Below are 24251 nucleotides of genomic sequence, written 5' to 3'. Positions count from 1 at the left end.
TGGGGCAGGTCGTGCCGAGCACCCAAGACGAAAACGCCCGGCCCGGCACACCGACCCATTGTAAACAATTTACAAAGCCATGTCGGGGCGTGTTTTTTCCTAGGACGCCGCGTCGCTTTGCACCGACTGGCGGAACTCCGTCGGCGATCGTCCGGTCGCCCGCTTGAAGGCCGCCGCCATGTACTCGGGATACTCGAAACCCGTTCGCTTGGAGATTTCGTGGATCGAGATGTCCGTTTCGCCCAGCAACACCTTCACCCGGTCCATTCGCACCCGCGTCATTTCGTCATGGGGCGTGCGACCGACCAATTTGACAAATCGATGCTCCAGTGCCCGGCGCGACAATTCGGTTTGCTTCAACACGTCGGCCACGCGAATGTTTTCACAGGCATGCCGACGGATAAAGCTGAGTGCCTTGACCACGTCCTGGTCATCGATCGCCATCGTGTCGGTCGATTGACGCATGCGAATCCCCAGGGGTTGTGTGATCAAGGGATGATCCGCGTCGACCACTTGGCCGTTCATCATTCGGTCCAACATTTCGGCCGCCTCGTAACCGGTCCGGCGAGTATCGGGGATGACACTGGACAGCGCCGGATCGCTTAATTCACAAATCAACCGATCGTTGTCGACTCCCAACACGGCGGCTTGTTCGGGAACGCTGATCCCCAGCGTTCGACATGCATCCAAGACTTGGTGTGCCAAGAAGTCATTGCATCCCATGACCGCCACCGGACGCGGCAGACTCTTCAGCCAATCGGTCAGCCCCAGCGCGACGCGATCCCAGCGGTACATCGGATCATAGCGATGCATCGTCTGGTGTTCGAAGAAACGACATTCCCCGCGTGTCGCCAAATCACGGAACCAATCGCGTCGGGCATTGGACCAGCGCAGGCCCGGGTCGCCACAGAATGCCAGATTGCGAAAACCGCGATCCAGGAAGTGCTCCACCGCCAGTTCGGCGATCCCACGGTCTTCGGTGTCGGCCCAGGGCACCCCCGGCAAATGTCGCGCGGCGCTCAGGTCCACCATGGGCAAATTCAGTTGCCTAAGCCGACGTCCGATCGCATCGGTTTCGACTCGGGCGATAATCCCATCACCCTGCCAGGTGTCCAGCCATGCCGGCGGCATCGCCCCGCGTTCCTGTTCGCTCAGATAGATCGACCAATCCGTCCGGTGCTTGGCGTACTGGTTGATCCCGTCCAACAGACCGCGGCAATAACCATTGGACGTTTCAACCAGCAATGCGACGGCGCGGCGGGTCATCGATGATCCGGATCGGGAAAACAGGCGGTTCCAGCGACGGCGGGGAAAGAAAACCCGCACCGGAACGACGTGAAATATCTACGACACTTTGCGTGAAGTCTACTGGAGCCTGGGAGCCGGGTGGCCAAAAATAGGGGCCCATGTCCGCAGAAACTTGGCTTCAGTGGTGGATGGACTGCCGATCGGCCCCATCGGCCGACCGCGCCCCGGTATCATCGCCGGCTCTGCTGTGACGTGAAATAACTTCGCCCTCAACCGACAGGAACCCCGCCGTGTCCGCATTCCCCGAAGTCAGCAAGATCAAGTACGAAGGTCCCCAGTCGGACAACCCTCTGGCGTTTCGCTGGTACAACCCCGATGAAGTGGTTGCCGGCAAGACGATGAAGGAACACCTGCGGTTCACCGTCGTGTACTGGCACACGTTCCGCGGCACCGGTGCCGACCCGTTCGGCGGCGCGACGATGTGCCGGCCATGGGACGACGGGACCGAAAGCGTTGAAAACGCATGCAACCGTGCTCGCGTGGCATTCGAGTTCTTTGAAAAACTGGACGCCCCGTTCTACGCCTTCCACGATCGTGACGTTGCTCCCGAAGGAGCCAATCTTGCGGAAACGAACGCCAACTTCGACGCGGTCGCCAAAGTCCTGAAGGAACAGCAAGACGCGACCGGCGTGAAGCTGTTGTGGGGCACCGCCAACATGTTCAGCAACCCGCGGTTCATGCACGGTGCGGCGACCACCTGCAACGTCGACGTCTTTACCTACGCCGCGGCCCAAGTCAAAAAAGCGTTGGAGGTCACCAACGAACTGGGTGGTGAAAACTATGTGTTCTGGGGTGGTCGCGAAGGCTATCAATGCCTTTACAACACGGACATGAAACGCGAACTGGATCACCTGGGCCGGTTCTTTCACATGGCGGTCGACTACGCCAAAGAAATCGGCTTTACCGGTCAGTTCCTGATCGAACCCAAGCCGAAAGAGCCCACCAAACACCAGTATGACTCCGATGCAGCGGCTTGTCTGAACTTCCTGCGTGCTTATGACTTGACCGATCACTTCAAGCTGAACATCGAGACCAACCACGCGACGCTGGCCGGTCACGAAATGATGCACGAACTGGAATACGCAGGAATGCAAGGCATGTTGGGTTCGATCGACGCGAACACTGGCGACCTACTGTTGGGCTGGGACACCGACCAATTCGCGACCAACTATTACCTGACCACGCAAATCATGCTGGTCTTGCTGAAGTACGGCTTGTCACCCGGTGGCGTGAACTTCGACGCCAAGGTTCGCCGCGAAAGCTTTGAACCGATCGATCTGTTCTATGCCCACATCGGCAGCATGGACGCGTTCGCCCGCGGTTTGAAAATCGCCGCGAAGATGATCGATGAAGGCGGGCTTAGCAAATTGGTCGACCAGCGTTATTCCAGCTGGGACGGTGACTTGGGCAAGAAGATCGAAGCCGGACAGGTTTCCTTCACCGATTTAGAAAAGATCATGCTGGAAAAGGGCGACGTCGAAGCCAACACCAGCGGCCGCCAAGAGTTGATGGAAAACATCTTCAACCGATATCTGGATTTGGCTTAGTCGATTCATTCGGCCGATCATCTCCGACCGGCTAAACGTCAACAATCAACCAAACCTTCACAACGTTGCCCGGCATGTCCAAATACCTGGATGCCGGGCAACGTTTTTTTGACATGTGCACCAAACAAATCTAACAACACATGCAAGCATTTTCCTCACACAAGAGAGGGAAATCTCCTATCGCTGGGCGGCTTCACCCGCAGCCATTTCCTGCTCATAAGCGGCTTCTTCCTCCGGGGTCATAACACCGACCTCTTCTTCGGACAGCACCGTGTTATCGCTACCGGAACCACAGCCGATGAATTGACATCCGGCGAGGACAAAGAGCCCGGCGAAAAAGACATTCAAAAAACGACGCATGGCAAACCCTTTCACCATTGAAGAAAACAAAAACACAGATACCAAACGTCCAGCGCCCGTGATCAATGCACTGGTAACTCATAAGACTACCGACCAAAACGCCGGCGATGCAATCATAAGAGAGAAAACGCAAACTGACATGTTGACGCACCTGGGTTCATTGTCGCACCTACCAACAATGCGTTCCAAACGAACCGAAAATTTTTACATCGCTTGTGGTAACCCCCTAACATTTTAGTTGCTATTTACAAAACACACCGAAACCTTACGTCTCCGTCATCGTTGAATCATTCACGACAACACGAAGACTTTCCATTTGTTTGTTTGTTTTCCTCTTTCTTGGAGTGTTAAAGTGGGCATCAGGGTTTCGAACCGTCGCTTCACTGGCTTCACGCTAGTCGAGCTTCTTGTAGTGATTGCGATCATTGGTGTTTTGGTGGGCCTCCTGTTACCCGCGGTGCAGGCGGCTCGTGAAGCGGCCCGCCGCATGAGTTGCAGCAACAACATGAAGCAGATCGGATTGGCCATCCACAACTATCATTCGGCTTTCCAATCGATGCCGATGCAGGCAGGTGGCACCTTCCACCCAACGAGCAACGGTAATCCGGGAGGAACCAACCTGACGGACAACAACCGTCGCCGTCTCAGCTGGCTGATTCCGATCCTGCCATACATCGAACAGCAACCCTTGTGGGATCAGATTTCCAATCCCCTGGATGTCAATCAAGACGGTGTCGTCGACTATCAGGCGATGGGACCACGCCCTTGGGACGGCAGCTACACACCTTGGCGAACCGAATTGTCGTCGTATCGTTGCCCCAGTGACACGGGCACCGGCGCCCCAGCGATGGCGCGAACCAACTATGCGTGTTGCATCGGCGACGGCACCGATTGGGTCAACCACGGTTTCTGGCGCGGCAGTTGGGACCAAGGCCATATCGCCAAGGCCAATGCCGCCAATCGAGGTGCGTTCTACAATCGCCGGCGCATGGCGTTCCGCGACATTACCGACGGCTTGTCCAACACCATCGCCGCCGGCGAAATCGCCAGTGATGCCGGCGATAGCGACGTGCGAACCCAACCCTACTTTGGTATCGGCTGGGATACGATCCACAACAATCCCAGTTCATGCGAAGACCTTCGCAACCCGTTGAAGCCGACTCAGTGGGACCCCAATCAGGTCGGCGCGACGGCCAACCCCGGCGGTCGCAGCACCGGTTGGCGTCGTGGTTATCGTTGGAGCGACTCGGTTCCGATCTACACCAGTTTCACCACGATCCTGCCGCCTAACCGGGAAGTTTGCATTGGAGGATCGGGAGACTTTGATACCGGTGCCGTTTCCCCCAGCAGTCGGCACCCCGGTGGTGTCCATGTGGTGATGGCCGATGGTGCCGTGAAGTTCATCGCCGATTCGATTGATGCGGGCGACAGCACTCACCCGTCCGTCCGACTCAACAGTGGCATCAATTCGTCCTACCCAGGTTCATCCCCGGGTTCTCCCAGCCCTTATGGTGTCTGGGGCGCCCTGGGCACGCGAGCATCGAAGGAATCGATCGAAGATTTTTAGGCGGCACGTCATCTGAATTCGATCGCTCCGATTCGGATCACACTAACCGGAACGTCATTGAAACCGAAAATACCGACCAACCACGCTTGCCCGATTGCAAGCGTGGTTTTTTTCGTCATTTCATTCCGACTGAATGGACCAAGCCGTTCGGCTCACCCGGCATCATTGCCAACGCTTGGATCCCGAAAAGCATTCCAGTGCGCCAATCCCCAAGCACCGACTGCGAGCGACTGTTAATTATCATCAGACAACAACAGATCCAACCGTTGCTGGATGGACGCGATCTAGCCAAGATTCGGCGCAGTTTATCAAGACGCTATTTCTTGGAATTTGTGCCGACGGTTGCACCAGTCGTCACCAGGCGGTGGATGTGCTGTAATCCCCACGCTCCGTTGAGCATCCGTACAACTAAGGCACGCCGTCCAGCCAACACTCTTTCGAAGTCCCCCACATGCGAATTTGTTTCTTGTGTCTTGTCCTGACCACGTGTATTAGCGAGTCGCTTTTGTCGGCCGAGCCGCCGAAGGTTTGGATCTATTCGGACATCAGCGACCCGACATTGGCCGGCAACAACAAGGAAGGCACGATCAATGATCCCGACGACGTGTCCGCCATGGCGGGCTATCTGTTGTTGGCCAATGAGTTCGACACCTTGGGCATCGTGGTGGCCAGCACGCACCGGGGCGAACACGCCACAACGCCAGACCAGGCCGTTTGGGCCGACCAGTACTTCGGCGATGCGTATCGCAACGAGGTCGCCGCGTTAAACGAATCACTGGACGGCTATCCTGCCGATATCACGTTTCAACAATCGTGCATCAAGGACTCGGCCGAGCGGTTCGATCCACAAAACGACTATGCATCGCTGGATTCCTACGACACCGTCGCCGCTTTGCTGAACCGCGCCGAACAAGACGATGTCAGCCCCGCCGATCCCATCCACGTGTTGTGCTGGGGTTCTTTGACCGAACCGGCGATCCTGGTGAAGCACTGTTTGACGACCGGCAAAGCAAACGTGCTGAATCGCATGAAGTTCATCGCGCACTGGACCAATTCATCCCTTCACCAGGGAACCCCGGCGCATCCCGAACACGTTGCCAATTGCCGGGAAGACGCCAAGGCGTGTGCTTATTTGAAATCGGTCGCCGCCCAGTCGAAGATCGTCTATCACGAATGTGGCGCGATCGGCCAACATGGAATCGTCAGCGGTGCTCCGTCGGGCAAAGATTACTACGAAGCGTTTCGCACCAGCCGCCTGGGCACCCTTTTTGTCGAGGGCAAATTCGCTTACGGCAGCGTCGATCATTCAGATTCGGCAACCTATTGGGTGCTGATGCCGGGCTTCGGCGTCACGCTGGATGACATCCCCGCCGACGGAACCAACACGCCGGCGGTCGAACGTGCCAATGAACAGACGTTTCGAAAACACTCGCGACGCATCCACGACGAACTGCTGCGGCGTAGCCAATTGGCCGCGGGCGACCCAGCCGACTAGGCCAGCATCGCATCCGCCCGCCAGCCGCATCGTATTGCGGAACGGCCGGTGACATGAACGGCTGTTCGCCCCGGGAACCGCACCACACATTTGTGCGTTTTTTTCTGTCGGCATCGGACGCGATCCGGACATTGATCCGTTGCGTTGCCATTGCCGACGCGTGTCACCGTACGGGTGAATCGCAAATACCTAAAACGCCAATTGAGCCTTATGAAATTCCAACCCTTTGCGCTGTTGATGACCGCTGCCGCTTCACTGGGCAGCATCCTGGGAACCTCGGTCGCCCCCGCCGCCGGTATCGCACCGACGGCCCAGCAGACCGACCCGATAGCCGTCGGTGCTGATTTGCCGGACGTTGAAGTCACATCGATCAAAGGGGAAGACGTTTCGCTGCGTGACATCGCCGACGGCAAGCCAACCGTGCTCGTTTTTTTCCGCGGCGGATGGTGCCCGATTTGTTCGCGACACACTGCGGAACTGATCAAGGTGTATCCGAAGATTCAGGAAGCAGGTGCGCAGATCGTCGCGATCAGCCCCGACAATGAATCCAGCAGCAAAGACAACATCGCCAAAAACTCGATCCCCTTCCCCGTCTTCAGCGACCCCGATGTATCGGCCGCCAAAGCCTTCGGCTTGGCGTTTCAAGTCGACGATGGCACTTTGGAAAAGTACAAGGGTTACGGAATCGATTTGGAAAAAGCATCCGGCTTTGACCATCACGCGTTGCCCATCCCGGCGGTCTACATCACCGACGCGAAGGGCAAGATCGTCTACGCCCACAGCGATCCTAACTATCGGCAGCGTTTGGATCCCAAAAAGATCCTGGACAACTTGCCCGAGTAAGCTCGGGTTGCACTGATCGCCGACCCTTTCGAATCAAACACTCTGATCGATCAGCCAGTCATCGATCGAGTCGTAAACTTGCTGGCGATTCGATTCCAGCAGCAAGTTGTGTTTCAGCCCGGCGAATTCTTTTCGGCGGGCTGCGGGGCAGCGGTCCACCAACTGTTGTGTCGACTCGCGATCACACAGCGTGTCATCGCCGCCGATCAACACCAGCAAGTCGGCAGATATCTGACCGGCGTTTTCGACCAATTCATGTCCGCTGGCCATCAATGCGCCTCCGATGCCGATCGACAACTGTTCGTGCACCAGCGGGTCGTCCGCCAATTCGCGTAATACATCGGCATCGTGCGTCAGTTCCGTCGCGTCGATCGACGCACTGAATCGAAGACGTGGGATCAATTTTGCCGTCACCCAAGCGGCAAACGCTTGCGGCTTGGTCGGCGGGTTTTCCGGCAAGATCATCGGGTTGGTCACCACGGCTCGTTGCACCGGAGACGGACGATCGGTGCACGCGGCGTTTTCGATCAAGTGACGCAGCACCAGATGACCGCCCAGACTGTGGCCCACCAGAATCGGCTGGGCGTCGGGAAAGTGTTGCCGGGCGGCTTCGATTGCCACCGCAACATCATCGACCAGGTTTTGAAGTGATTCCGCGTCGCCGCGTCGGCCGGGACTCTTCCCGTGGCCACGCTGGTCGTACAAAAGCACGCCGCAATGCACCGGGGACTCGCCTTGGTCGTCTTTGCCAGATGAGCCCTCCGAAAATCGTTTGGCGAATTCTTGGTACCAACCGCTGTGTTCCCCCAAACCGTGGACGACCACCAGCACCTTTGCCGCGGATCGGTCGCCGTACAATCGCATGTGCAGCGGTCGGTCGTCGGATGAAATCAATGTGTCGTCGGGCAAGACGCTCATGGCGGTTGAATCCTTGGTCGTTCGTATACTTCGGTTGCCCGTGGGGGTGTTCACCGCCACGGGGTAATGCAGATGGCATGCCAATTGCATCCGTTTCGCGTTCAACGGTTCGCACCCGAGCCAAGATTGCTTCGCCACCGGCGAAAGCCTGAACGGAAGACGACCGGCCATTCGACTGACTGTTTTTTGGCCGAAACGCGGAACATATGGCATCTCCGCGACGGCCTGCCGTCGTTCTCATCCACTCATGACTGTATCCAAGTGACAAACGAAATCATCACCACCGATTTACCCCAGTCCGCATTACAAGAATTGCGGTGGGCCCGAGATGTGTTACAGCATCGTGGGATTGCCGACCGCTTGACCGAACTGGTGGGGACTCCGATCACCGCATCGCTCAAGCTGTTGCCCGATGTCACCGAGGATTTGCTCTATCGCGTCATCGATCGTTCTTTGAAAGCCGCCTTGGACGTTGCCGTTCGGACGCTGGGGCAATCCGATGGCGATGTGTCCAACCCCAGCCTGCGGACCCACAAACTTTTGGCGGGCATCAGCGGCGCGGCCGGTGGCGTTTTGGGCGGCGCGACCGTGGCGGCCGAGTTACCTGTGTCGACGGTGCTGATCCTGCGCAGTGTGGCCGACATCGCCCGCAGCGAAGGTGAGGATCTGAGCGACTTGGAAACGCGTCTGGCGTGTTTGGAAGTCTTCGCGCTGGATCCTGGCAAAGGCTCGGACATTGATGACCAAACAGAAATCGGCTACTTCGCCGTTCGCGCCGCGATGGCCAAGCAGATCAAGGATGCCACCCAGTACATCGCTAAGAACGGTTTGGGCGGATCGGTCGCGCCGCCGTTGGTGAAGCTGATTTCCCAGATCGGTAAACGATTCGGCTTGGTGGTCAGTGAGAAGATCGCGGCACAAGCGGTTCCCGTCATCGGTGCCATTGGTGGCGCGTTGATCAACAGTTACTTCATCGATCACTACCAAGACTTGGCCCGTGCCCATTTCGCGATCCGGCGTTTGGAGCGCCAGCACGGTGCCGACCTGATTCGGCGTGCTTATGAATCGCTGCCGCGCGAGAACAAGTGATCAACCGACCGGCGGATTCGACACGATCCAGCGATGGCGGATCAGCGTTCAATCACCGCTGATCGACCTGCATTTTTCCGTGTGTTCTCTGGCGATTCGATTTCAAAAAGCCTTGATTTCCATTGCCTTTTGAACACGCCGCCGATTCGGTCGTTTTGCAAAGCACCTTTCGGCACGCCGGTTGCTTTCTGCCGTTGTCGTGATCGCGAAACGGGTTTGCGACACGATCTTTCCCCACAACGGTCACGTCCCACACTTCGATCGCGGCGCATCATCCTGGATGCCTCGGCGGCGAATCATTGGACGGGCGTTTGCCCGGCGGCATTGACCGATCTCGATACACCTATGCTGATTAATTCCAACACGTTCCCGCGGTTCGGCTCTTGGGCCATTCCGCACGGTCGACCAGCGGTCACATCGGTATGCGATGGCGTGTTGGACGCGATCGGATCGACGCCGCTGATTCGCTTCGATCGTTTTTTGCCGGACGCCGATATCGATTTGTTGGTCAAAGTCGAAGCGTTAAATCCAGGCGGGAGCGCGAAAGACCGTCCCGCCAAGCGAATGCTGCAACAAGCCCTGGATGGCGGCAAGATTGATCAACAAACGGTGATCATTGAATCATCCTCCGGCAACATGGGCATTGGTTTAGCGCAGGCATGCGCCTTTCACGGGCTGCGTTTCATCTGTGTCGTCGACCCTCGTGCGCAAGCAAACAATTTGGCGATCATCCGTGCCTTGGGTGGCGAGATTGAAACCGTGACACGGCCGATCGATGGCGACTTTTTGACAGCACGTCTGTCGTGCGTTCAGGAGTTGCTTCAGCGACACGCCAATGCGTTTTGGCCGAACCAATACGGCAATCCGGCCAACCCACTGGCTCACTTTCATGGCACGATCGCAGAAATCGACCGTGCTTTGTCGGGCGACTTCGACGTGTTGCTGGTGGCGACCAGCAGCACCGGGACCGCTCGTGGCTGTCGCGACTTCCTACGTCAGCGCGGTCGCGACGTGGACGTCATCGCCGTCGATTCGGTCAACAGTGTGTTGTTCGGCGGGTCACCGGGTCCACGAAAAATTCCGGGCATGGGTGCCGGCAAGGTCCCGGCATTGGCGGCGGGCCAGTCCTTTGCCCAAGTGCGACGCGTAACCGATCTGCAATGCGTCATCGGTTGCCGAGTCGCCGCCCAGCGTGAAGCCATGCTGGTGGGCGGATCATCCGGCGGTGTGCTTGCGACGATCGCCACCATGAAAAACGAACTAGCCGGAAAACGCTGTGTCGGGATCCTGCACGATTCGGGCACGCGTTATCTGGACACGGTGTTCAACGACCAGTGGGTCCAATCCGCACTTGGCATTGCACCGGAGCGACTACATCAAATGGTAACCCAGGCGGAATTCGCCGTTTCAGATGAGGTTTTAGCATGAGCATTGCACCCAGCGTTGGCACCATCGGTTGGGGCGTCCCCACGATCCCGCAGCGTCAACCGTACCGAATCGCAATCGTCGGATGTGGTCCACGTGGCCTGCATTGCTTGGATGCGTTGTCACGCCACCTGACCAACGAGGATCTGGCACGAACCGAAGTCACCGTGTTTGAACCTGCCGAATGCCTCGGCGCGGGCGTGATCTATTCGCCCGACCAACCCGCTTCGTTGAAGATGAACTTTGCCACCGAACACATCGATGTTTGGAATCGGTCTGGTGGCCCTGCCAGCGACGCCGACATCGACGGTAAATCGGTACGAGGACCATCGCTGTTGCAGTGGTTGCATGAAAATGCACCGCAATACGCCCAGGCGGATTCCTACATCCCACGCGCTTTGGTCGGCGAATATTTGCACGATGCATTTGTCCGTATTCGACGAAGGCTTCAGGCGGTTGCGGTGTTTCGACACCGCGGGTCGAAAGTCGCGGACGTGCGGCACGACGGGGAACGTTGGGAAGTCAAGTCGCAGGGGCGTTGGTGGAACTTTGACGAAGTCGTTTTGGCGACCGGTCACGAAGGCCTGCGTGCCAACGTGGACTTACCACCGACGGATGACCACACGCCGGCTCGCTTTGTCTATCCGGTGCAAGACTCGCTTTGCCGAAGCCGCATCCCGGCCGGCAGTCGTGTTGCCGTCCGCGGATTTGGTCTGACGGCGATTGATGCCGTGCTTAGCCTGACCGAAGGCCGCGGCGGGAAATTCTTGGACAACGGATTTCTGCCCAGCTATATCCCCAGCATGTTGGAGCCCGAACAGATTTCGCTGCACAGTCGGTCTGGCCGCCCGATGTTGGCGAAACCGACGCACAAGGTGGAACCGGTCGATCGGACTTTCTATCAACCGTTCCAAGCGGCACTGTCGGCATTGCAAAATCAGCGTGGAGAGATCCGGTTCTATCAACACCTTTGGCCCATCCTGACCGGTGCCGCTGCCGGATTGATGTCGGCCAGTGGCCAAGATCGTTCCGCCTGTGACATCGATCACTGGTATCGCGGTTGGTCACGTTACCGAATGGACGCGGCATCGGCACAGCATCACATGTTCCAATCGGTTTGCGTGGCGTATGCCAAGCGTCCGATCAACGAAGCGTATGCCATTGGTGAAACTTGGCGTCGTCTGTATCCGCACTTGGTGCAACTGGTCAGCTTCGGCGGACTGGAACCAGGACAATATCAGACGTTCCATAAAGTGGCGATGGAAATGGAAAAGATCGCGTTCGGACCACCTGCTTGCAGTGTGGCAAAGATGGTCCGTTTGATCAAATCGCGTCACGTCCGCATCGCCGAAGAATGCGAACCACCGGTGGGCGTTGACTCGGTGATCGATGCGGTCATCGCCGGCCCCGACCAAGCCAGTCAATCCGGTCCCGTTCGATCGTTGCTGCAACAAGGCCACCTTCATCAGGACGAAGAAACCGGCGGGATCCGTATCCATCGCGACGGAACGGCGGTGAATTCGCCCGACGGCTTGGCGATCTTTGGCCGCGCCACCGAAGGCTGGATCCTGGGCAACGATACTCTGTCGCGTACACTACACGACCAGATCGAATCTTGGTCCCAAACCATCGCCAGCCGGTTGCATGCCCACACCCACTGACACCATCACGGAACAAGCGACATCGCCTGACAACGATTCATCGTTTGACCGATATTGCCAAGGCGTTCCGCCGTTGTCCGCGCGCATCGAACCGTGGATGGTTCAGTTCTTAAGTGCCGCGGAATTTCCTCAGCGGATTGAGCCGTACGGGTCACCCGTTAACGTGTTGAATCCGCACCGGATGGCCGACAACGTAGCCGAGTTGAATCAGATCGCTTCGGAGCGTCAGGTTGACTTTCGCATCTTCTTTGCACGCAAAGCCAACAAGTGTTTGTCCTTCGTCGATCAAGCACATCAACTGGGTATCGGCGTCGATACGGCCAGCGAAATCGAACTGGAACAAACGCTCGATCGAAATCTGCCGCCCGAAGACGTGATCTGCACCGCCGCGGTAAAATCGGAATCTCTGATCCGGCGATGCCTGGAATTCGGGATCTGCATGGCGATCGACAACCATGACGAACTTGAGCGTGTTCGCTCTCTGGCGGCCACTCACCAAAAGCAAGCCATCGTCGCGTTGCGGCTGAGCGGGTTCCTGCATGGAACCCAACGACTGGAATCGCGATTCGGATTCGATTGTGAACGCGACCGTGACTTGTCCCAGATTCCCGTCGATGATCGAATTCGAATCGTCGGTCTTCATTTTCATCTGGACGGGTACGATCCGCATCAACGCGTCACTGCCATCGGTGAATCCATTCGTTGGATCAAATGTTTGCGGGCCGCCGGTCATCATCCTCGTTTCATCGACATGGGTGGTGGTCTGCCGGTGTGTTATCTGAAACACCAAGAACAGTGGGACCATTTCTGGGACCGGCATGCCGAATCACTTCGCGGACGAACCGACGAAGTGACTTACAATCGGAATCCGCTTTCTCGCTCGGTCCATCAGGCCAATGTCGGTCCACCGCAGTCGATGTATCCGTATTACCAGCGTCAGACCCGTGCGACTTGGTTTGCGACCGTCCTGGATTCCAATGTGGGCGGCCAAACCGTGGCTCAGGCTTTGAAAGAAAACGAACTGCAATTGCGCTGTGAACCTGGACGCAGCCTGTTGGACGGATGCGGAATCACGATTGCACGAATTGAGTTTCGAAAGCAAGACACACGCGGACGCTGGCTGCTGGGCTTGTCGATGAATCGCACCCAGTGCCGCACGACCAGCGATGACTTCTTGGTCGATCCACTGCTGATCCCATCCACTTCCGAAACGCGACCGACCGTCGAAGGCTATCTGGTGGGAGCGTACTGTATGGAATCGGAGCTTTTATCTTGGCGAAAGTTTCGTTTTCCCAGCGGCGTCGGTACCGGTGACCATCTTGTGTTTCCCAACACTGCCGGCTATCTGATGCACTTCTTAGAAAGCCGATCGCATCAATTTCCGCTGGCCAAAAACTTGGTAATCGGTGCCGATGGGGTCGCCGACCTACGATTGGACGACATTGATCGCTGATCGACCAATCGCCGGCGCTGTGGCGGCAAATCACTGCTGATTGCCGGCAGTTTTTGAAATGGCACGCCGCGTGCTTTCCCAGTCCCAGTGAAATCGTTCGGGCCTCGCATCGTTTTGCGGCCCGAACGTCCAACCATTCCACACTGGGAGAATCCGATGCTTTACTGGGCAGCCGTCTTTTTCATCATCGCTTTGGTCGCGGGCTTGTTAGGTTTCGGCGGAATTGCAGGCGGAGCCTCCACCATCGCTCAAGTCCTGTTCGTCGTCTTTCTGGTCCTGTTTGTGATCAGCTTGCTGTTCGGTCGACGCGGACGCGTGGGATAAGCCACATCCCACACCCCGACATTTTTCTTAGTGCGGTCACGCGCCGGTGATCGCACTTTTTTCATGGCCTTTGCAAATTCCCCCGGCCGCTTCACACACAAATTTTCAAGTACAGAACATGTCCGATTCCAAACCGCAGTGCCCCTATCAAACACAACAGTTCGGTCGCCCTGTCGACGACAACCAGCACTCACAAACCGCGGGTCCACGCGGTGCCATGTTGATGCAAGATGTCCATCTGGTTGAAAAGATGGCTCACTTCAACCGCGAACGCATTCCCGAGCGGGTCGTTCACGCGAAGGGTTACGGCGCTTTCGGTACCTTTACCGTGACCAACGATATCACCGAATACTGCATGGCGGATTTGTTCAGCAAGGTCGGTAAGAAGACCGAGACGTTCGCCCGATTTTCTACCGTTGGCGGTGAGAGTGGATCCGCCGACACCGCGCGTGATCCCCGCGGTTTTGCATTGAAGTTCTACACAGACCAGGGCGTGTGGGACTTGGTCGGGAACAACACGCCGATCTTCTTTATTCGTGATCCGTTGAAGTTCAGCGATTTCATTCGGACACAAAAACGACATCCACAAACCCATTTGCAACCCCACTGGCGACGCTGGGATTTCTGGGGTCAGGTCCCCGAAGCCCTTCACCAGGTGATGTTTTTGTACAGCGATCGTGGCACGCCGAAAAGCGCACGTTTCATGAACGGTTATGGAAGCCACACCTTCAGCATGTACAACGCCGATGGCGTACGTCATTGGGTGAAATTCCACTTTAAAACCCAACAGGGCATCGAGAACTTCAGCGACGATGAAGCGATTGCGATGGCGGGCAAGGCTCCGGACTATTCCACACGCGACCTGCATGACGCGATTGAAAACGGCGATTTCCCACAGTGGAAGATGTGTATCCAAGTGATGCCGGAATCCGACGCGGCCGACTATCACTGGCACCCCTTTGACCTGACCAAGGTCTGGCCACACGACGATTATCCGTTGATCGAAGTCGGCACCTTTGAACTGAATCGCAATCCGTCGAATTATTTCCAAGACGTCGAACAAGCGGCGTTTGAACCGGGCAACTTGGTCGACGGCATCGGCCTTAGCCCGGACCGGATGTTGCAAAACCGAGTGCTCAGCTATCCCGACGCACACCGCTATCGCATGGGCGTGAATTATCATCAGATTCCCGTCAACCAACCGCGTTGTCCGTATGCGACCTACCATCGCGATGGCACGATGCGAGTCGATGGCAATGGTGGCGGCACGGTCGACTATGAACCGAACACGATGGACGGTCCCAAAGAAACGGGTCGACGGAATGAACCACCGATGCCGGTCCATGGCGATGGCGATCGTTACGATGAATTCCCTTGTGACGACAAGGACTACTTTGGCCAGCCGAAACTCTTTTGGGAAAAGGTTCTGGACGAAGGTGCCCGCGAACGTTTGTGCACGGCCATTTCAAACTCGATGCTTGATAGCCCCGAACGCATCCGAAACGCCATGCTGAACCAGTTTGAAAAAGTTCATCCCGATTTCGCCGAAGGCGTGAAGTCGCGATTGGATGCTCCCGCCGAAGAACCCATTCCGATCGCATGAAATTTATCGAAGACTTCAAGAAGTTCGCATTGCGTGGCAACGTCATTGACTTGGCCATCGGTTTCACCGTCGGTGCGGCGTTCACCACGGTGGTCAAGTCGCTGGTCAATGACATCTTGATGCCGCCGATCGGGTTGGTGTCCGGCAATGCTGACTTTTCGGATTTGTTCTTTGTTTTGAACCTGCCTGACGGCGTGCAGCGTCCCGAGGGCGGATTTCAGACATTGGCTGCCGCGCAGAACGTCGGTGCAGTGACGATCAATTACGGCGTCTTTCTAAACAATTGCTTGGCGTTGTTCATCATTGCCTTGGCCATGTTCCTGATCATCCGCATCGCCAACCACGTCGACGAAGAACTGGACGAAGCGTTTGGCGACACGCCGCCACCGGGCGAACCGACCGAAAAGAAATGTGACTTTTGTCGAACCAAGATCGCCTACCGAGCGACTCGGTGTCCGCATTGCACATCACAACTGTCGGTACCTGACGCGGTGGCACGCGATCGGAGTTTGGCCGGCGGTCCCACTTCTTAATCGGGTCCAAATCTAACCGGTCGGTCTTGAATGCCCTGACCGACCGGTGGTCGGAAAATTATCGATCTGCAAGCGGTGCAAATGCAATTCAATCCACCCGGCCTGGATCACGGCCCATATCACCAAAGCTGACCACCAAAACGAAACCGCGGTTTCGTCGTGCGGGCGAATCCACCACGCCGATCCTACGACTGCGATACCGGAACCGGCCGTGGCAGCCAAAATGATCGTGGTCCGTCCGAGTCCCTTGGCCGCCGCTCCCAGTAGCAACCCGATGATATCGGCGATCCCATATATCGCGGCATAGACCATCAGCACATTGGCGATCTTGTGGATCTGGTCCCTTCTGTCTCCGTCGACGCCGCGCAGCGGGATTTGAAGTAAAGGATCGGTTGCGAACAGCAACAACATGCTGATGATCCCCGCCGTTATCAGACCCAATACCAGACCACGTCGAATCACGTGCGAAGCGACGTCACGTCCATGTCCGGCAAAGGCTTGACCGGTGACCACCGTCACGGCGGTCGCCAGCCCGATGACCGGAATCGACAACAGTTGATATAGAGAAAGCGTCGCCGACGTCGCCGCCAACCCATCGACCGACGCGGCGCCAATGACCAGCAAGATGAAACTGAACAACGCCGACCGGATCAATTGCTGAACGCCCAAAGCGGATCCAGGTCCCACAATCTTCGCGGCCACCGACAAATCCGGCTTCCATGCATCGGCTCGATACCTTGCGAAGGATCGCAAACGCGTCATTAGCAATGCGAACCCGGAAACCTTTAGCCACATCGCCAAGACGGTCGCGAGCGCCGCGCCGCGGACTCCCATCGCCGGAACGCCAAGGCCGCCGAAGATCAGCCAAACGTCCAAACCAACATTCACCACAGCGGAAAAAAGATTCATCCGCAGAATCGGACGCGTGATCCGCCGCCCCACGAAGAATGCCGTCAGCCCGGCTTCCAACATCGATGCCGGGGCGATCCACAACAGAATGCGAAAGTATCCGGCTTCCGCTTTCGCGAGTGCCGGTTCGTGGTCAAACGCTTGAAAAAGAATTGGGCTGGCCCATCCAATCAAGCTAAAGACGGGCACACTGGCGGCAGCCATCCAAATGCATTGCCAGATCAGCGACCAGATCCGGATGTTTGCCAGACGTCGATCTCGCCGACCCATCTGCAACGCCACCAAAGGTGTTACATAACCCATTGCGCTGACGGGAATGCAGGCCACTGCCCAATAGAGATTCCCCGCCGCCACCGAGGCTGCGGACGACGTGGGTTCATACCACATCAACAACGTCCGATCGGTAAAAAGCGTGATCGAAAAACAGCCAACGGTTGCCGCCAAGGGTACGGCCACCTTCAACAAAGCCGCATAACCGAACTCGCTTGATTCCCGTCGCTCTGGCTTGCGTTGATTCGCGGTTCGGCGTTCATCACGCAGCATCAGTTCGGGCTCATCAATTCTGCATGGGTCAAAAATCGGTCATCAAAACGGTGTCGAAATTGCAGTCAGTCTTCTGTCCGCACCGCCCGCCGGTTTTCCGACGTCGAGGTCAACACCGCAATGCTGTGCGTAGGTTTGCAAATCTCTTTGCGAATCTCATACCGCCCTGGTCCACCATCAATCAATTCCCATGCAACGACCTGAACGAAATTCATCCTTCCGGAATTCACTGTATCGCATTGCGTATCGAATTCGGCATTGGACCGGAAACATTGATCGCGTGGAACGTTCGGCAAGGACCAACGGTTTGGTGATCGCACGATGCGAAGGAACCGCGGGGCTTCCCATTGCCCCGGTTAAAAATTTGCGTCTGGCACAGCAATTGCCAATCGACGTCCTTGCCAGGAAGAGCCAACAAGCACACGGACGTTTGACATAAGTTTTGAACTATCGGATGACATCACAGTGAAAATCGGAATCATCGGGCACCTGAAGCATCCCATTGCGAAGCCATTCGCCGGCGGTTTGGAAACGTTCACGGATTCATTCGTACGTTCACTGACCAAGCGTGGTCATGACGTCACTTTGTTTGCCAGTGGCGATTCGGACCCAACTCTACCTTTGGTCTCCATCATTAAGCGTGCGACGGTTCCCGATTCAAAACGTCGCCTACAGCGTGTTCATCATGAATGGATCGAATCGGTGGAGAACGAAGCCTATGCTTCTCTGATGGCCGGTCTGGCGGCAAGCAATTTTGACGTGATTCATAACCACACCCTCAGCCCGTTGCCGTTAGCTTTCGCGTCGACGTTACCGATGCCGATGATCACCACGCTGCACACGCCACCGTTGCCCCGAATGGTCGATGAACTTGCGGATCGCGGCAGTGACAACAGTGGCGTATTCGTCAACATCTCCAATGCCAACGCCGAACGATGGAGATCTTGCATCAGCCAACAAACGATTATCTACAACGGCGTCGACACATCGTTTTGGAAGAAGTGCCATCAGCCGAAACAGCGTCGTGCCATATGGTTTGGTCGCATCCTGGCGGACAAGGGGCCCCACCACGCAATCGATGCGGCACACGCGGCAGGGTTACCCATCGACATCGCCGGGCCAGTTGCGGATTCCGAATACTTCGACCGCGAGATTCAGCCACGACTGCAGGACACCGACTGCTATCACGGCCACCTGACTCATGAAGCATTGTGCGGCTTGATCAGCCGGTCTGCGGTGGCATTGGTCACACCATGCTGGGACGAACCCTTCGGTCTGGTGGTGGCCGAAGCCTTGGCTTGCGGAACTCCCGTTGCCGGGTTTGCACGCGGTGCATTGCCTGAACTGATCACTCCCGCGGTCGGTCGATTGGCACGCCCCGGTGATTCATCGGACCTTGCACGTGCCGCTTTACAGTGCATCGACATCAACGGGTTGGCTTGCCGGCGTATCGCCCAGAAACGGTTCGGATTCCAACGCATGGTCGACCAGTACGAATCGTTGTACGCGCGTCATCATCTGGAGGCGGCAGCATGAATCGTCCTCACGTCGGATTCTATGTCCACTATCACGGGCTAGGCCACAAACATCGCGCCGAAGCGATCATGCGACATCTGGATTGCGATTGCACCATCATCACCAGTCGACGGGGCGATGCCGCGTGGTCGGGCAGGCATTTGATTGATGTGATCGACCTTCCCTGTGACATCGACGATGTTCCCAATCATGGCTATCGCCATCGTCAAGATGTTCCCGCCTTGCATTACGCGCCCCTGTGGACGGACAACATCACCGAACGCGTCGCGGCATATACGAGGTGGTTGCATGATGCCAAGCCGGACTTGATGGTCGTGGATGTGTCGGCGGAAATTTCGATGCTGACGCGTTTGGCGTCTATCCCACAAATCGTCGTCCGCCAGCATGGCCGCCGGGATGACGATGCGCATCACAATGCTTACGCCGCAGCGATTTCACTGTTGGCACCTTTTCCGGAATCTTGGGAGGACGACATCACACCGGCTTGGGTCCGCGAAAAGACGATCTATCTGAACGGCTTTCGCCGAAAGTCGGACGCGGAATCACAGACAAAACCACAAAACGATCGTCCCACCGTGGTGCTCATGTTTGGACGCGGAGGACACGCTGACGTGCACGCCTCACTGCGTTCCGCAGCGAACGAGTGCCCCGATTTTCAGTGGCTGGTGATCGGACTGGATGATGACGGAAACCACCCGGCCAGTCCAGCGAACCTAAGATTTCTTGGCTGGCATGAATCTCCCCAGGACATCTATCGCCATGCCGACGTCGTGGTCACCGCGGCGGGACACAACAGTGTGATGGAAATTGGATCGTATCGGCGACCGATGATCGCCATTGCCCAGGATCGCCCTTTCGACGAACAGATCCGCAAAGCCAGGGTACTCGATCGCGAGGGCTTGGCGGTCGGCTTGTCGCGCTGGCCCGAATCCGGCAGTTGGCCGAAACTTCTGGATCGGGCCCGCGATATGGATACCAGCCAATGGGATAGCGTTTTTCAAGACGACGGGGCCCAACAGGCCGCCCGCTATCTGACCTCGACGGCACAATGGGCCGCTAAACAAAAACGTTCACAAACGGAAACGTCGCCATGTCCTTCAGCGTGATGACGATCGTTCGTGGTCGTCGAAACCATTTGTGGAATCAAGGCCGCAGCATCACCGAATCTCATCGCAAGCCGGACCAGTGGATCATCGTCGGCATGGACCAGGATGTGGATCCGCCCAGCATCCCCGGTGTCGAAGTCGTGATCGATCGCGTCGACGGCGACGGCGAACGTTTACCGCTGGCCGAAGCCCGCAACCGTGCGGCGGACCGTTGCAGCACGGAAACCATGGTGTTTTTGGATGTCGATTGCATCGCTTCGCCCACACTGTTTCCAACGATGGTGGACACCGTTCAACAGGCCGGTGGTCTATGGATGGGCGATGTTCGCTATCTACCCAAGGGCGCGACAACCGATCATTGGACGATGAACGATTTGATGCCGCTGTCGGTGCGTCATCCCTTGCAACCGAAACTGATAACGGACAGACAGCCGTCGCAGGACTATCACCTGTTTTGGTCTTTGTGCTTTGGGATCAGTCGCTATGACTTCGAAACGATCGGCGGATTTGATACGGGGTACGAAGGCTACGGTGGCGAAGACACCGATTTTGCCTTCACGGCAAGACGAGCCGGTGTGCCATTCGGGTTCGTTGCGGCCGTTGCGTATCACCAGCACCACCCGGTCTGCAAGCCACCGCTGAATCACTTCAGCCAGATCGTTTCCAACGCCGAACGATTCCGCCGCAAGTGGAATGTTTGGCCCATGGAGTCTTGGCTGGATGCGTTCGCCCAACGTGACCTGATTCGGTTCGATCCTGGTTCCGACCAAATCGATGTGCTGCGGTGTCCCAGCAAGCACGAAGTTGCCGCGGCCGTCATCGATTCGCCGGCCGGCTTTTGATGCCTACCGACCGACGAACCGAAGGCACTGCGTGATTCAGACGTACTTATTCAACAGCCACCCAAGGACGCCCGGCCGGCACGTGCAATGTGACCGTCGTGGCATAACTGGTGAAATCATACTCATCTGTTTTTTCATCGGACGCCGTATGGTGAGCAACCAATAGGTATCGACCTGGTTTTGGCGGCACCAGTGTCACGTTTCCCTGATCATCGGTGTCCGCTTCGAACCGGGGATCAAAGTCTTCGGCAAGCTGGCCACCTTCGGGAATCAGGCTGACCCGACAACCGGCCAACGGCTGATGATGCAACAGCACCTTTGCCGTCAGTGGTTCCCCGGCAACCACTTCGCGAAACGGACAGCTATCCAAAACCACTTCGAACGCCCAGCCGAAAGGTTTCTGATGGGGTCGGTCGTCCAGCGTGATCGAATCCAGCATCGGTCCCACGGCCACATACGCCTTGGCGGTACGTTGGCTGCGGATCGGGCGACCGTGGTTCAACACTTTGTCCAGCGTTTGAGTGAAAGCATGAATGCCCGATGATTTGGGTGACACCGTGGTTCGCCAAACGCCTTGTTTTTCCGCCGACGACGTCGACTGCATGGCGTCATTCAGGTCGACGTTCGGCCCATCGGGCTGATGCCATCGCGTGGTGGTCCAGTCCAAGGTGACTTGGCTAGCCAACAGAAAATCGCGATGTCCATTTCCATGATTTCCCAAACACAGTTCGACGATCAGCGGCTGGCCGGTTCGAACGATCGGCGTGTTGGTTTGCAGCCATGTGTCGTGAGCCAACGATTCCGGTGATCCGAACAAGCCGAAGGAAGCCACGGTGACGAAGAAGATGCGGGTAAGTGAATTCAACATAATGTGATTTTGTTTTTTAAAGGGTGTCTTGATTGAATGAAGTGAACGCGATTTGGTAGTCCAACTGGGGTCACCAAGCTTCGATGCTGCGGTGGTCGTTTCTGGATCCAACCGAACGCCATGTTTCCAGATCGATACTTTCGCTGGCGAAACGCACGCTGCCATCACACAGAGCGACGTGAACGCCACCGGGATGGTTGCTGCGAGCGGCGAACACGCCCCAACCGCAAGACTGCATGTCGGGAATACCACTTTGCGGCGGGTGGTAATGCGAATAACCGGTCCAGTATTCGCGCCCATTGATCCAGCCTGCGCCGCGTTGCCCCGACCAACCGCGAAACAGTGAACTGCCCTGTGTGAAGTCTTCCAATTCGTTGGGGTCTTCGGGCAACTGGTAACCTTTCATTCCCGGACTGGATGGCAATCGTGAACGGTCGATGAAGTCACAGCGGACATTCATCATCGTTCGCCGCCGTTGATAGTCGTTGGTCGGCGCTTCCGGACTTTGCTGGCTGACACCCAACAACGATTCCGAAAACGCGGCAGTGTTACTGAGCCCATCGGTGATGGATTCAAAACCCACATTGGCATCGATCCACAGGATCCCGTCGGTGGGCACGCGGGTGTCGTACTTGGTCCCGACGCCGGTTCCAAAGTTCATGGCGTAATTGGTTCCGGAATACTGTTGGACGGGCCCGGATCCGGAAAGTGTGGTGACGTCGTAAACACGATCCACACTTTCACTAGGACAAGTCAGCAGGCTGATCGGGGTTTGAGCCGCCTGGTCGTGTGGCGTGACCAATTTTCCGGGGCAACATCCGACGTGCAGCGGACGCCCGAAATCGATCAGGTCCAGAACGTTCCCTTGTTCATAGAACGATGCCATCTGAGCGAAGACGGAAAAGTTTCCGGAGATCCCGGTGCCGGTGGTGTAGTTGGCTGGCAAGCGTTTGTAGGCACTTTCGTAATTGTGCATCGCCAACACGATCTGCTTCATGTTGTTGCTGCAGCTCATCCGTCGCGCCGCTTCGCGGGCCGATTGGACGGCGGGCAATAACAGGGAAACCAGAATTCCAATGATCGCGATGACGACCAATAGTTCGACCAACGTAAACGCCGGTCGGCGACGCCCGAAAGCGGGCGGGTGATAGGAGTACAAGAATGAGTCTCTCTGTGCTTCTGCGTTGAAGTGTATTGTGATGGAAGGGATCTGACCGGCACGGGCGCGCAGCGATCGCGTCATCAACCGCAAATCGAATCGCGGCAGACGGATCGATGATTCCCGTTGACTGGCCGTCCCAAAGGACGCCTCCATGCCGACGGCGGCAACTCACGCGTTGTTGTGAGGAACGAGCGATCGCCGTGACCGCGACATGGAAGCGGTATTGGTGTTTCAGGCGTCTGGCACCGCGGACAACGGCGCGCACCTGTATCAAGCCCACGCGTTAAAGAACGCGTTTGCATGGAATCGGGATTTGCGAAACAGAAAGCCCGGCGATCAACGCCGGACGCGGCAAATCAACACCAGGGAACCGGCGGATCGGGTCGATGAACGATCGATTCGACGGACTGATCCGACAAAGTCGTCCAATGAATCAATGCGACGCCTGACGTGGTCGGCGTGGGTGGATCGCTGCCCAAATCGGCCATGAAAGTCCAAAGCCACGATAGACCACGGCATTCAGCGGCCTTCCACCACAACACGACGCGGGTTGCGTCTTTGTCATCATCGATCGCGGCCGTGCACTGGGAATCTTCGTCGCTGGATTTTGATCCACAGCAACAACAGGACTCGCCAGATTTGGGAACCACCGTCGACACGGCCAATTCGGCTTGCCGCTGGGCAACCCGACGGACCAAAAACGGCGGCGGAGTCACCCCGTTTTCGTCGGCCCACCGAAGCTTTTCCTCGTCATTGAAACAACAACACCTGTCCCAGCAAAACTCGGCGGTCGAACAGCCACAGGGACAAGCTTCACAGGGAAAACGTTGGTCCGAAGACCGGGGTGAGGATTTGGAAGAAACCGGAACAAAGAGGCAACCCGACAGCGCACCGCCCAACACCAGCAACATCACCGATGCGATGCTGCGGCGGATCAAACCGGGGCGAATGGAATGGGCAAACAGCGGTATCAAAAGAATTCGTACAAGGAGCGTCGGAAACGCTCGTTCCTCACTTGAGGCAGTATGGTCCGTCGCCGGCGAATCGACAACGCCATCGGCGTCGCCTGATCAAAAGCCCCGATCAAAAGAACTGTTCGCCGCAAAATGTGTCCGAGACCGACGGGTGGTGAATGTACGAACATGCCGCCACGTCGGTC

At 56.9% G+C, this 24251-nt stretch carries 22 protein-coding genes; 15 read left to right on the top strand and 7 right to left on the bottom strand.

Going from position 1 to position 24251, the window contains the following annotated elements:
* Positions 1–99: 99 nt before the first annotated feature.
* On the bottom strand, positions 100–1266 hold the full coding sequence (locus Mal65_RS08890; RefSeq protein WP_145296182.1) for a XylR family transcriptional regulator: 1167 nt from the start codon (positions 1264–1266) through the stop codon (positions 100–102).
* Between the two features lie 272 nt (positions 1267–1538).
* On the opposite strand from Mal65_RS08890, the gene xylA reads away from it, so the two are divergent.
* Positions 1539–2855: a xylose isomerase gene (xylA, locus tag Mal65_RS08885; RefSeq protein WP_145296179.1), complete on the top strand. Its 1317-nt coding sequence runs from the start codon at positions 1539–1541 to the stop codon at positions 2853–2855.
* A gap of 177 nt (positions 2856–3032) precedes the next feature.
* Here xylA and Mal65_RS08880 read toward each other — a convergent pair whose 3' ends face one another.
* On the bottom strand, positions 3033–3251 hold the full coding sequence (locus tag Mal65_RS08880) for a hypothetical protein (protein ID WP_145296176.1): 219 nt from the start codon (positions 3249–3251) through the stop codon (positions 3033–3035).
* Between the two features lie 322 nt (positions 3252–3573).
* Between Mal65_RS08880 and Mal65_RS08875 the strand changes: the two genes are divergently transcribed.
* The 3 genes from Mal65_RS08875 to Mal65_RS08865 all read left to right on the top strand — a co-directional run bounded on the left by Mal65_RS08875 (position 3574) and on the right by Mal65_RS08865 (position 7120).
* Positions 3574–4782: a DUF1559 family PulG-like putative transporter gene (locus Mal65_RS08875; protein WP_145304793.1), complete on the top strand. Its 1209-nt coding sequence runs from the start codon at positions 3574–3576 to the stop codon at positions 4780–4782.
* 451 nt (positions 4783–5233) lie between these two features.
* Positions 5234–6277: a nucleoside hydrolase-like domain-containing protein gene (locus tag Mal65_RS08870; protein ID WP_145296173.1), complete on the top strand. Its 1044-nt coding sequence runs from the start codon at positions 5234–5236 to the stop codon at positions 6275–6277.
* A 210-nt stretch (positions 6278–6487) separates the two neighbouring features.
* Positions 6488–7120, top strand: coding sequence for a peroxiredoxin-like family protein (locus Mal65_RS08865; RefSeq protein WP_145296170.1), 633 nt, complete (start codon positions 6488–6490; stop codon positions 7118–7120).
* Between the two features lie 33 nt (positions 7121–7153).
* Here Mal65_RS08865 and Mal65_RS08860 read toward each other — a convergent pair whose 3' ends face one another.
* Complete coding sequence (locus tag Mal65_RS08860) at positions 7154–8038, bottom strand: alpha/beta hydrolase (protein WP_145296167.1); 885 nt, start codon at positions 8036–8038, stop codon at positions 7154–7156.
* A 261-nt stretch (positions 8039–8299) separates the two neighbouring features.
* Between Mal65_RS08860 and Mal65_RS08855 the strand changes: the two genes are divergently transcribed.
* The 7 genes from Mal65_RS08855 (at position 8300) to mscL (ending at position 16126) form a co-directional block, all read left to right on the top strand.
* Positions 8300–9127, top strand: coding sequence for an EcsC family protein (locus Mal65_RS08855; RefSeq protein ID WP_196784702.1), 828 nt, complete (start codon positions 8300–8302; stop codon positions 9125–9127).
* Between the two features lie 345 nt (positions 9128–9472).
* Entirely contained in the window at positions 9473–10555 is a 1083-nt protein-coding gene (sbnA, locus tag Mal65_RS08850) for a 2,3-diaminopropionate biosynthesis protein SbnA (RefSeq protein ID WP_145296161.1), read from the top strand.
* Positions 10552–12213, top strand: a complete 1662-nt coding sequence (locus Mal65_RS08845) for an FAD/NAD(P)-binding protein (RefSeq protein WP_145296158.1) — start codon at positions 10552–10554, stop codon at positions 12211–12213. The genes sbnA and Mal65_RS08845 overlap by 4 nt, the downstream gene beginning before the upstream one ends.
* The gene (locus Mal65_RS08840) at positions 12197–13666 is read left to right on the top strand and encodes a Y4yA family PLP-dependent enzyme (RefSeq protein WP_196784701.1); all 1470 of its coding nucleotides are present in this window, start codon (positions 12197–12199) and stop codon (positions 13664–13666) included. Before Mal65_RS08845 ends, Mal65_RS08840 begins: the two co-directional genes overlap by 17 nt.
* Positions 13667–13822: 156 nt before the next feature.
* Positions 13823–13990 carry a DUF1328 domain-containing protein gene (locus Mal65_RS08835; protein WP_145296155.1) on the top strand — a complete coding sequence of 56 codons (168 nt, stop codon included), beginning with the start codon at positions 13823–13825 and terminating at the stop codon, positions 13988–13990.
* 118 nt (positions 13991–14108) lie between these two features.
* Positions 14109–15593: a catalase gene (locus Mal65_RS08830; protein ID WP_145296152.1), complete on the top strand. Its 1485-nt coding sequence runs from the start codon at positions 14109–14111 to the stop codon at positions 15591–15593.
* On the top strand, positions 15590–16126 hold the full coding sequence (mscL, locus tag Mal65_RS08825; protein ID WP_145296149.1) for a large conductance mechanosensitive channel protein MscL: 537 nt from the start codon (positions 15590–15592) through the stop codon (positions 16124–16126). The genes Mal65_RS08830 and mscL overlap by 4 nt, the downstream gene beginning before the upstream one ends.
* Positions 16127–16138: 12 nt before the next feature.
* Here the strand turns inward: mscL and Mal65_RS08820 are convergent, their stop codons facing one another.
* Positions 16139–17578 (bottom strand): MATE family efflux transporter, encoded by a 1440-nt coding sequence (locus Mal65_RS08820; protein WP_145296146.1) that lies wholly within the window; start codon positions 17576–17578, stop codon positions 16139–16141.
* Between the two features lie 190 nt (positions 17579–17768).
* Between Mal65_RS08820 and Mal65_RS08815 the strand changes: the two genes are divergently transcribed.
* From Mal65_RS08815 to Mal65_RS08800, 4 genes are read left to right on the top strand one after another with little or no spacing between them, the layout of a single operon-like run.
* Positions 17769–18017, top strand: coding sequence for a hypothetical protein (locus Mal65_RS08815; RefSeq protein ID WP_145296142.1), 249 nt, complete (start codon positions 17769–17771; stop codon positions 18015–18017).
* A gap of 26 nt (positions 18018–18043) precedes the next feature.
* Positions 18044–19114, top strand: coding sequence for a glycosyltransferase family 4 protein (locus tag Mal65_RS08810; protein WP_145296139.1), 1071 nt, complete (start codon positions 18044–18046; stop codon positions 19112–19114).
* The gene (locus tag Mal65_RS08805; protein WP_145296135.1) at positions 19111–20220 is read left to right on the top strand and encodes a glycosyltransferase; all 1110 of its coding nucleotides are present in this window, start codon (positions 19111–19113) and stop codon (positions 20218–20220) included. The genes Mal65_RS08810 and Mal65_RS08805 overlap by 4 nt, the downstream gene beginning before the upstream one ends.
* Positions 20205–21062: a glycosyltransferase family 2 protein gene (locus Mal65_RS08800; protein WP_145296132.1), complete on the top strand. Its 858-nt coding sequence runs from the start codon at positions 20205–20207 to the stop codon at positions 21060–21062. Before Mal65_RS08805 ends, Mal65_RS08800 begins: the two co-directional genes overlap by 16 nt.
* 46 nt (positions 21063–21108) lie before the next feature.
* Here Mal65_RS08800 and Mal65_RS08795 read toward each other — a convergent pair whose 3' ends face one another.
* From Mal65_RS08795 to Mal65_RS08785, 3 genes are all read right to left on the bottom strand, one after another.
* Complete coding sequence (locus Mal65_RS08795) at positions 21109–21930, bottom strand: DUF4198 domain-containing protein (RefSeq protein ID WP_145296129.1); 822 nt, start codon at positions 21928–21930, stop codon at positions 21109–21111.
* A gap of 70 nt (positions 21931–22000) precedes the next feature.
* The gene (locus Mal65_RS08790) at positions 22001–23089 is read right to left on the bottom strand and encodes a DUF1559 domain-containing protein (protein ID WP_231131327.1); all 1089 of its coding nucleotides are present in this window, start codon (positions 23087–23089) and stop codon (positions 22001–22003) included.
* A 359-nt stretch (positions 23090–23448) separates the two neighbouring features.
* The gene (locus tag Mal65_RS08785) at positions 23449–24066 is read right to left on the bottom strand and encodes a hypothetical protein (protein ID WP_145296123.1); all 618 of its coding nucleotides are present in this window, start codon (positions 24064–24066) and stop codon (positions 23449–23451) included.
* Between the last annotated feature and the right edge of the window lie 185 nt (positions 24067–24251).

Origin of the sequence: Crateriforma conspicua, assembly GCF_007752935.1 — a bacterium.
Classification (GTDB): Bacteria; Planctomycetota; Planctomycetia; order Pirellulales; family Pirellulaceae; genus Crateriforma; species Crateriforma conspicua.
Note: the sequence above shows the minus strand (reverse complement) of the source record. Positions and strands in the feature narration are given on the sequence as shown.